Consider the following 8825-nt stretch of genomic DNA (forward strand, 5'->3'; position numbering starts at 1 on the left):
GGTATCACCGGCACCTTGTGGGCGGCGCAGGCCTTGACCACCGCCTTCACATCGTCGGCGCTTTCGGCGAAGAACACGGCGTCGGGAAGCTGCGCCGGCAGATAGGTGGTGGTGTGGGCATGCTGGGCGCGGAAGGCCTCGCCGGTCTGCACCTTGTCGGCGAATCGCTGCTTGAGGATGCCGATGACGGTCTGCGCCGCCTCGGGGTTTCTCAGCAGGGTTGTTACGTCCTCGATCGCCATTCTTGCACTCCGCGGGTAAATTGCCGTAGCCTTCAGACGGCGGTGATTGCTTTTATGACAGCACCGCCCCCGGCGTCCAGAGCGCGCTCAGCCACGGAACGACGATGAACCAGATTGCAGACCATACTGCCCGCCTGCTCGGCGTCGAAAGCGTCGAACTCGCTCATTTTTCAAGCGGCGACCTTTCCGCATTGATGCGCGCCGCGACGGACGATGGACAGAGCTACATCGTGAAAACCGGCCCGGCACCGACGCTGGAAGCCGGGATGCTGCGGCTGATCGCGGCGAACGACGCGCCCGCGCCCGCCGTGATTGCCGCCGACGATACATTGCTCATCATGGAGGAGGTCGAGGGCCGCAGCGGATTTTCGGGCGCGGAGGACGATCTGGCGCGGGTTCTGACCGCTCTCCACCAGCCGGTCGACAGACCCTACGGTTTCGGCGAGAATTTTTCTTTCGGCAAGGTCGCCATCCGCAATGACGAGACCCCATCCTGGGTCGCCTTCTGGCGCGACAACCGCCTGCTCAACAACCTCGCGGACCTGCCTTCCCCGCTTGCCCGGCGGGTCGAAAGCCTCGCCGCGCGGCTTGGCGAACTCATTCCGGACACCCCGCCGGCGGCCCTGCTGCACGGCGATCTCTGGTCGGGCAATGTGATGACGTCGGGCGATCGCGTGACCGCGCTGATCGATCCGGCCTGCTATTATGGCGACCGCGAGGTCGATCTGGCGATGGCCGCGCTTTTCGGCCATCTCGACGAGCGATTCTACGGCCGTTACGGCGCGCTCGATCCCGGATTCGAGACGCGGCGCGCTGTCTACAGTCTCTGGCCGGCGCTGGTGCATTTCCGGCTTTTCGGATCGGGCTACAGGGCGATGGTCGAAGGTTTTCTGACTGAGGCCGGGCATTGAAAACTGATTTTAGTCAAAAACTTAACCGCCTTCGCTCACTTTTAAAATCGATTCGCATCGGATCGAATCACGCAAGGGGCTTGCCATGAGCGCCCGAACATGGCGATAAAGTGACAAAGCTTCGCCAGCGCGAAAACGGATAATGCTGGCGGTTACCTGCTGGAAGCATGATTCTTGCACAGAGTTTGTTTTGGCCCCCGAAACCCTTGCCAGCGCCGCGCGCCGCGCCCTGCCGGATCGTCTGGCTTTGACCGCGCCCGAAGGCACGGAACGGCATTGAAAGCAAACGTCCGTAATATGCATAACAGGACATTGGAATGACGAGAAAACTCAAAGTCGCCGTCGTCGGCCTGGGCGTCGGCCAAACACATATCAGCCGCGGTTACCTTCCCAACCCGGAGCGCTTCGAAGTCGCCGCCATCTGCGACATCGACGCCAGCCACCTCAATGCGGTCGGCGACCGGTTCGGCATCGAGCGGCGAGAGACCGACTATCTCGAGATCCTGGGCATGGACGATATCGACGTGATCGACGTCTGCACGCCGCCCGGCACCCACAAGGCCCTGATGCTTGCGGCGCTGAAGGCCGGCAAACACGTGATCTGCGAAAAGCCGCTGGTCGGCTCGCTTGCCGATATCGATGAACTGCTCGATGCCGAATCGCGCTCCAGCGGCCATGTCATGCCGATCATGCAGTATCGCTACAATGACGGCGCGCAGAAGGCCAAGCATCTGATCGCCACCGGCATTGCCGGCAAGCCCTATGTCGCGACATGCGAGGTGCACTGGCTGCGCGAAGCGCATTATTACGAGCACGACTGGCGGCGGCACTGGAATGATGCGCTGGGCGGCGTGCTGATGAACCACGCGATCCACGCCAATGACCTGATGTTCTATTTGCTCGGCCCGGTGCGCTCGCTTTCCGCGCGCATCGCCACCCGCGTCAACAGCGGGATCGAGGTCGAGGACTGCGCCAGCGTGACCGTAGAACTGCATTGCGGCGCGCTCGCCACCACCTCGGCAACACTCGGCTCCGTCGAGCCGCTGAGCCGCATGCGGCTGTGCTTCGAGAACATGGTGATCGAGACCGACAGCCGGCCCGACTTCACCGCCGAGGACGCGCCGTGGCGCTTTATCCCGGCGAATGACGAAATCGCGCGCCGGATCGACGAAACCCTGGCCGAGTTCGCTCCGCCGCCCACCGGCTTTGCCGGCCAGATGCAGGGTTTCCACAACGCTATCTGCACCAAGACGCCGCTGCCGCTGACCCTTGCCGACGCGCGCCACAGCCTCGATTTCGCCACGGCGGCATACTGGTCGGCAAAGACCTACAGCCCTGTACCCCTGCCGGTGATGGCCGATCACGCATTTTACCACGGCTGGCAGAACGCGATCTGACACCGCCTTCCGCAAAACAAAAAGCCCGAGCGCTCGGCCCGGGCTTTTGCAATGAAATCAAAGACTTCTATTAATAGCTTGCAGCGCGGTCTACGGACTGGCCGGCGTTCTGCGTCGCATCGATGGCGTTCGCCGTATCCTGGCCCATGCCTTCGATGGTGTTGCCGCAAGAGGCAAGCAGGCTGCCCATGGCGAAAAGAATGGAAGCGAGGATGACCTTACCTTTGAACATTTCGAACTCCTGATTTTTCGTTCGGATGTCTCTTAAACGTTCAGAACTCCATCGTGTTCCGGGCCAATGCCTGCGTGGGCGAAACAAATCCCTCCTCAGCACCGGGCTTGAAAAGATCTTCACAGTTTCTCCCCAGGTCTTCCCTCCGTTATCCACAATGAAAAGCGGAGATTTCCACAGGCTTCACCATGCCCCGCGAAGACGCCCGGTGGCACTTCCAAAAGCCGCATCGCGTTCCTACTTTCTTCTGTGTCCAAGCAAAGGAAACCGTCGGTGAACGAACATACGGAAGACAGTGACAAGCTCTCCGCCATTCTCGCCCGCCTCCAGCCGGGGCCGGATGGCCGCGTCAGCCTCGATCAGCTCGACGGCGCGCTGGCCGAACGGTCCTTCGGCGCCTTTCTGGTGCTGTTTGCGATCCCCAACCTGATACCGCTGCCGCCGGGCGCGACACTGGTGCTCGGCATACCGCTGATCCTCGTGAGCTGGCAGATGATGGCATCGCGCCGCAAGCGCGTCTGGTTGCCGGAGCGGATCGCACAATTCTCGATGGACGGCGCGCGCTTCATGACACTGCTAGAGCGGATATTGCCCTGGCTGCGCTGGATCGAGAGCGCCGTCCGTCCGCGCGCCTGGTTTCTGAAAACCCGGCGGTCCGAACGCCTGCTCGGCGCCTTTGCCTTTCTGCTTTCGCTGGTGGTCTTCATGCCGATCCCGTTCGGCAACTGGCTGCCGGCTTTTGCACTGGCCATTATCGGGCTGTCGGACACCGAACGGGACGGCTATGGCCTTATCGTCGGCATCATCACCGGCGTCATTTCGATCCTGCTCGCCGGTCTTGTCGTGGTCGCGGCCGGGGCATTGATTGCACTGCTTTTCTAAAGACTTACAGGTTTTCTCTTATCCAGCTCATGCAACCCGGTTGGCAAGCTGGGTCGGCTGCAGGGCATGGCGGATCGCATCCGCCACGGCCTCGATCAGCTCGCCGCGCTGGTCCGAAAACTTCAGCCGGATGTCATAAAGGCCGAGTTCGGGAAGTCCCTTGTCGGGTCCCAGCACTTCCATGTCGTCGGTGACGTAATAAGCCGCCATCGGCGCGACGGCGAGATCGGAGAGAACCGCGGCGCGCTGAACCATGGTGGTCGCGCTCAGATAGGCGACGCGATAGGGCCGGCCGGCCTCGGCAAGTTTGCGCACCGCCTCATGCCGCCAGCAGCAGCTCTGCTCCCACATCGACACCGGCAAGGGCTCCTTGAGATAGGCCGTGCCGCATTTCGCGCCGACCCAGACCAGCCGCTCGCGCATGATCAGCTCGCCGTCTTCATCCTTGCCCGGCAGGTCGCCGGAATTCAGAAGGGTGAGGTCGAGCCGCTGCTCGCGCAGCCGCTGGGCAAGGCCGTTGGAATTATCGATGGTGACGTCGACCATCACGCTCGGAAATGCCTCGGCAAAACGCTTGAGCACGGTCGGCAGGACGCGCTCGCCGATATCGTCGGTCGCACCGAGCCGCACCACGCCATGCATATCGGGATGGCGGAAACGCGACATCGCCTCGTTGGAGAGCGCCAGCATCCGTCTGGCATAGGACAACAACGTCTCGCCGCTGCGGGTGAGCCGCACGGATCGGGAGTCCCGCACGAACAGAGAGGCGCCGACAACTTCTTCCAGGCGCTTGATCTGCATCGACACCGCCGAGGGCGTTCTGAAGACACGTTCGGCGGCGCCGGAAAAACTGCCGGTTTCCGCGATCGCCACGAAGGTGCGCAGAATGTCGTTGTCGAGAACCGGGAGCGGCGTTTGCAGGCTGAGGGTCATGGCTGCCTCTTGGATCAATATTTTTGACTGAACCTATGATTACATTTCGTTTGATTGAATGTCAAATCCGCCTACCTTTGTCTCATCACCCGCGCTTGAAGGAGAGAAGTCATGGGATTGTTCATCATCTTACGCCATCTGGTGGCGCCGCTCGCAGGATATGCCAACCTGCAGGACCAGCTTGCGCGCAAGCAGCAGCTTGAGGAAAACATCAGGCGGGTCCCGCCGCATCTGCGCCAGGATGTCTTTTCCGATGACCGCTACTGGCGGCATGATTGAGGCGCGCCGGAAGCGCCGGTCGGCCACGTCCTTTGCGCCTGAAAGGGCATGGCCGGCCGGAAAAATCGAACCATTCGAAGTTTCGTGCTCTTTCCCGCCGCATTTGTCTGTGTCAATGTCGTAAACAGACTATTGGCGACCCGGTTTCTTGCGGAAATTGTATTTTCTCAAGTGTCGAATCCGGCTCTCAGCGCGGCGGTGTCCATCATGGTAAGATCGTTTGTCTTTTATCTCGTTCCGCAATTCTCGCTGCTGCCCTTTACCAGCGCGATCGAGGCGTTGCGCATCGCCAACAGGATGCTCGGCTATGAGGCCTATCGCTGGCGGATCGCCTCCGATAGCGGGCTGAAAATCTGTTCCTCGAGCGGCATCGCCATCGAGCCGGATACCTCGCTTGCCGACGAGCGCCGCGCGCTGATGGGCGAGAAGCGTCCGGATCTGGTGCTGGTCTGTTCCGGCATTGACGTCGAGGACTACTACAACAAATCCTTCGAGGCATGGCTGCGCGAACTCAACAATCGCGGCTGCGGCATCGGCGCGATGTGCACGGGCACGCACCTGCTGGCGCGCGCCGGCCTGCTCAAGGGCCGCCGCTGCGCGATCCACTGGGAGAACGTGCCGGGCTTCACCGAAACCTGGCCGGAAATCGACGCCCATGCCGATCTCTTCGTGATCGACCGCAACATTTATACCTCGGCTGGCGGCACCGCCTCGCTCGACATGATCCTGCATCTCATCGGCCGCGAATTCGGGGAAGGTCTCGTCAACGCAATCTGCGAACAGGCGCTGACCGACCGGGTGCGCCTGTCCTCCGAGCGCCAGCGCCTGCCGCTCAGCGCCCGCCTCGGCGTCCAGAACGGCAAGGTGCTGCAGATCATCGAACTGATGGAGGCCAATCTCGCCGAGCCGCTGTCGCTGATCGAGATCGCCGACGCAGTCGGCCTGTCGCGCCGCCAGATCGAGCGCCTGTACCGCCAGGAAATGGGCCGTTCGCCGGCGCGCTACTATCTCGAAATCCGCCTCGACCGCGCCCGCCGGCTGCTCGCGCAATCGACCATGCCGATCGTCGATGTCGCGGTCGCCTGCGGTTTCGTCTCCGCCTCGCATTTTTCCAAATGCTACCGCGAAATCTACCAGTGTTCCCCCCAGCAGGAACGCGCCCAGCGCCGCCAGGCCCGCATGTCTGTGCGGGAAAGCGCGATCGGGGTCGCGGTTTAGGAGCGAGCGTCGCGGCTCACAGGCCGCGGCCTCCCTGAGGGAACGCCTACCCTCTCAGCAGCAACGTCACCCAGCCATTGCGCCAATAAGTGCGTTCGTGGCGCATGCCCTGCGTGCGGTAAGCTGAGAGCACCTTCCAGCGCTGCTCGGCCAGAATGCCGGACAGGATGACCGCGCCGCCCGGTGCCAGATTGCGCTTCACGCCCGGCGCGAGCTTCATCAGCGGGCGAGCGAGAATATTGGCGATGATCAGGTCGAACGGCGCATGTTCGGCAAAGGCCGCGTGGTGAAAGCCCGGCGCGGTGACGAAATCGATGCCGGAGACGATACCGTTCGCCCGCGCATTGTCGCGCGCCACCTTGACGGCGACCGGGTCGATGTCGGTGGCCAGAACCGGGATGGGTCGCAGCTTGCGCACCGCCATAGCCAGCACGCCGGTGCCCGTGCCGAGATCGAGCGCGTTCAGCGGCTGTTCCGCCTTCAGCACGGTATCGATCATTTCCAGGCAGCCGCTGGTGGTGCCGTGATGGCCGGTTCCGAACGCCTGCCCCGCCTCGATCTCGATGGCGATATCGCCGGCGCGGCGGTGATCGCGGTCATGCGAACCGTGAACCAGAAAGCGCCCGGCGCGCACCGGCTTCAGCCCTTCCAGCGATTTCGCGATCCAGTCGATTTCCTCGATCTCTTCCTTCTCGATTTCCGGACCGCTCTCGCCAAAGACGGATTTCACCGCGTCCGCGAAGATCGCCCGCAACGCGTCTTCCTCGTCCGCGTCGAGATAGACCGAGGCCTCCCAGCGATCGGCCTTCTCGTCGATCTCCATGGTCGCCAGCGCATAGGGCTCCTCGCCGAGCGCCATGGAAAGCGCTTCGAGCATCTGGCCCGCGCCGACTTCATTGGTGGTGACGTAAAGTCTGATCTGGCTCACGGAGCGGCCTTTCCTGAAATTCCTGCCATCCGCGATAAGCCCGCCCGCCGTCAATGGCAAGGCCGCAGCCCTCAGTTGATCAGGTTTTCGAGCTTCTTCACCGCCACATCCGGGCTTTCTCCATAGGCGATCGTACCCTTCAGCACCCCGCCATCATCGAGCAGGAAGACCGAGGCATTGTGGTTCATCGTGTAATCGCCATCCGGCTGATCGGGGTCGAGCGGGACCTTCTCGTAGTAGATCCCGAACTTGTCGAGCGCGGCGCGCACCTTGTCGGGATCGCCCGAAATCGCCTCGATGCGATCGGAGACATTGGAAAGGTAGCGCTCCATGGTTTCCGGCCGATCGCGTTCCGGATCGACGGACATCCAGTAGGCGTTGATCTTGTCGCCATCGGGATCGACCTCGTTGAGCCAGCCGTTCAACTCGTAGAGCGTTGTGGGGCAGACTTCCGGGCAATGGGTAAAGCCGAAGAACAGCGCGGTCGGCTTGTCGCGCAGCGCCTGCTCGGTGATCGGCTGGCCGTCGCCTGCGGTGAGCTGGAAGGAGGGACCGAAGGGGACATTCATCATCTCCTCATTGGTCTCGCCGATTTCATAAACCAGCCAGATCAGCACCGCGCAGATGACAGCGACGGAGGCCCACAATACGCGACGGAAGGTTTTCATGCTTATCCCTTGTTCGGCGAGCCGAGCGCCGCCCTATTCCTCCAGAAGACCGTGCTTGCGGTGCCAGTCCTCGATCGAAAGCTCCGGATAGCCGCCGAAATGGACATGGCCGGGGCCTTCCGGCACGTCCACCCAATTGGCCCTGGAGTCCAGCATGATATGCACGATCTCGGGCGGATGCGGCAAGGGCGTATCCACCGCTGCGGCAATTGGATGCACCAGTTCCGGCCAGCGCTCGTCATAGAGATAGAGCGCGCTGCCGCAATTGCCGCAAAAGTGTCGTTCGCCCTCGCTTTCACCGTCATGCATGCGGGCGTGGTAGAAACGCTTGTGCTCGCCGCCCCTCACCTCCAGAGTATCCGAGTCTGCGCCAAGATTGATCGCATAACCGCCTCCGCCGGCGTGCTTGCGGCAGATGCTGCAATAGCAGCGCATATAAGGATAGGGCGTGCGGCTTTCGACCGAATAGGAAACCTTGCCGCACTGGCAGCTCGCTTCAAGCCTCATGATGCTCTCCTCGTGCCTGCTTTACTCGGGCGCTCCGTTTTCCCATACGACGTCCTGGCCGTAAAGCGGCACGGTCGACATCGACATCTTGGCAGAGCCCTCGGTGATCTCGCGGGTGTGGGCGAGATAGATCAGGGTTTCATTGGCCTTGTCGTATATGCGCTTGATCACGAGTTGCTTGAAGATCAGCGAGCGCCCCTCGCGGAACACCTCCTCGCCATTGGCGTCGAGATCGATATCGCCGATCCTGATGGGCCCGGTCTGGCGGCAGGCGATGGAGGAATTGGAAGGATCCTCAAACCAGTTGCCCTTGGACAGCCGGTCTATGATCGAACGGTCGAAATAGGCGATGTGGCAGGTCACGCCGTCCACTTCGGGATCATGCAGGGCTTCGACGACAATATCGTTGCCGACCCAGTCGACCCCGACCTCGCCCACCTGCTCCGCATGCGCAAGCCCCGCCGTCAACAGACCCGCGCAAAGGGCAAAACCAAACCGCTTCATATCGAAACTCCCTGAAAATCCATGCTCTCAAGATAGGTTGTCGCCGACGCTATGCAAGCGATCCGCCTGCGAGAAGCGAGCGAATGGCACATGGCTCTGACGCATAGCCCCCCAATCTTCTCGC

Annotated in this window: 11 protein-coding genes and 1 pseudogene; 5 read left to right on the forward strand and 7 right to left on the reverse strand. The window is 61.9% G+C overall.

Going from position 1 to position 8825, the window contains the following annotated elements; all coding sequences use genetic code 11:
* A pseudogene (locus B4E36_RS04195) lies at window positions 1-242 on the reverse strand (FAD-binding oxidoreductase); the annotation flags it as partial.
* 104 nt (window positions 243-346) lie between these two features.
* Here B4E36_RS04195 and B4E36_RS04200 point away from each other — a divergent pair.
* Window positions 347-1153 carry a fructosamine kinase family protein gene (locus B4E36_RS04200; protein ID WP_292053361.1) on the forward strand — a complete coding sequence of 269 codons (807 nt, stop codon included), beginning with the start codon at window positions 347-349 and terminating at the stop codon, window positions 1151-1153.
* A gap of 317 nt (window positions 1154-1470) precedes the next feature.
* Window positions 1471-2550 carry a Gfo/Idh/MocA family protein gene (locus B4E36_RS04205; protein WP_292053363.1) on the forward strand — a complete coding sequence of 360 codons (1080 nt, stop codon included), beginning with the start codon at window positions 1471-1473 and terminating at the stop codon, window positions 2548-2550.
* A gap of 70 nt (window positions 2551-2620) precedes the next feature.
* Here the strand turns inward: B4E36_RS04205 and B4E36_RS04210 are convergent, their stop codons facing one another.
* Window positions 2621-2740: an entericidin gene (locus tag B4E36_RS04210; RefSeq protein ID WP_085986587.1), complete on the reverse strand. Its 120-nt coding sequence runs from the start codon at window positions 2738-2740 to the stop codon at window positions 2621-2623.
* 315 nt (window positions 2741-3055) lie between these two features.
* On the opposite strand from B4E36_RS04210, the gene B4E36_RS04215 reads away from it, so the two are divergent.
* Complete coding sequence (locus B4E36_RS04215; RefSeq protein ID WP_292053365.1) at window positions 3056-3664, forward strand: exopolysaccharide biosynthesis protein; 609 nt, start codon at window positions 3056-3058, stop codon at window positions 3662-3664.
* A gap of 27 nt (window positions 3665-3691) precedes the next feature.
* On the opposite strand, the gene B4E36_RS04220 is transcribed toward B4E36_RS04215, so the two are convergent.
* A complete protein-coding gene (locus B4E36_RS04220; protein WP_292053367.1) occupies window positions 3692-4597 on the reverse strand; it encodes a LysR family transcriptional regulator in 906 nt (301 codons plus the stop codon).
* Window positions 4598-4708: 111 nt separating this feature from the next.
* Here B4E36_RS04220 and B4E36_RS04225 point away from each other — a divergent pair, with 111 nt between their 5' ends.
* Window positions 4709-4876 (forward strand): hypothetical protein, encoded by a 168-nt coding sequence (locus B4E36_RS04225; RefSeq protein ID WP_292053368.1) that lies wholly within the window; start codon window positions 4709-4711, stop codon window positions 4874-4876.
* Between the two features lie 207 nt (window positions 4877-5083).
* On the forward strand, window positions 5084-6094 hold the full coding sequence (locus B4E36_RS04230; RefSeq protein WP_292053369.1) for a GlxA family transcriptional regulator: 1011 nt from the start codon (window positions 5084-5086) through the stop codon (window positions 6092-6094).
* A 46-nt stretch (window positions 6095-6140) separates the two neighbouring features.
* Here B4E36_RS04230 and B4E36_RS04235 read toward each other — a convergent pair whose 3' ends face one another.
* From B4E36_RS04235 to B4E36_RS04250, 4 genes are all read right to left on the reverse strand, one after another.
* A complete protein-coding gene (locus B4E36_RS04235; protein WP_292053371.1) occupies window positions 6141-7022 on the reverse strand; it encodes a 50S ribosomal protein L11 methyltransferase in 882 nt (293 codons plus the stop codon).
* Between the two features lie 71 nt (window positions 7023-7093).
* Window positions 7094-7690: an SCO family protein gene (locus tag B4E36_RS04240; protein ID WP_292053373.1), complete on the reverse strand. Its 597-nt coding sequence runs from the start codon at window positions 7688-7690 to the stop codon at window positions 7094-7096.
* Window positions 7691-7723: 33 nt separating this feature from the next.
* On the reverse strand, window positions 7724-8197 hold the full coding sequence (locus B4E36_RS04245) for a GFA family protein (protein ID WP_292053375.1): 474 nt from the start codon (window positions 8195-8197) through the stop codon (window positions 7724-7726).
* A gap of 21 nt (window positions 8198-8218) precedes the next feature.
* Window positions 8219-8701 carry a CreA family protein gene (locus B4E36_RS04250; RefSeq protein ID WP_292053377.1) on the reverse strand — a complete coding sequence of 161 codons (483 nt, stop codon included), beginning with the start codon at window positions 8699-8701 and terminating at the stop codon, window positions 8219-8221.
* Window positions 8702-8825 lie beyond the last annotated feature (124 nt).

Source organism: Martelella sp. UBA3392, assembly GCF_002358775.1.
Taxonomy (GTDB): Bacteria; Pseudomonadota; Alphaproteobacteria; order Rhizobiales; family Rhizobiaceae; genus Martelella; species Martelella mediterranea.

Coding starts and splice junctions, on each gene's coding strand:
- B4E36_RS04230 (WP_292053369.1), top strand. CDS start 5,084: ATGGTAAGATCGTTTGTCTTTTATCTCGTTCCGCAATTCTCGCTGCTG.
- B4E36_RS04225 (WP_292053368.1), top strand. CDS start 4,709: ATGGGATTGTTCATCATCTTACGCCATCTGGTGGCGCCGCTCGCAGGA.
- B4E36_RS04250 (WP_292053377.1), bottom strand. CDS start 8,701: ATGAAGCGGTTTGGTTTTGCCCTTTGCGCGGGTCTGTTGACGGCGGGG.
- B4E36_RS04220 (WP_292053367.1), bottom strand. CDS start 4,597: ATGACCCTCAGCCTGCAAACGCCGCTCCCGGTTCTCGACAACGACATT.
- B4E36_RS04245 (WP_292053375.1), bottom strand. CDS start 8,197: ATGAGGCTTGAAGCGAGCTGCCAGTGCGGCAAGGTTTCCTATTCGGTC.
- B4E36_RS04200 (WP_292053361.1), top strand. CDS start 347: ATGAACCAGATTGCAGACCATACTGCCCGCCTGCTCGGCGTCGAAAGC.
- B4E36_RS04240 (WP_292053373.1), bottom strand. CDS start 7,690: ATGAAAACCTTCCGTCGCGTATTGTGGGCCTCCGTCGCTGTCATCTGC.
- B4E36_RS04205 (WP_292053363.1), top strand. CDS start 1,471: ATGACGAGAAAACTCAAAGTCGCCGTCGTCGGCCTGGGCGTCGGCCAA.
- B4E36_RS04210 (WP_085986587.1), bottom strand. CDS start 2,740: ATGGGCAGCCTGCTTGCCTCTTGCGGCAACACCATCGAAGGCATGGGC.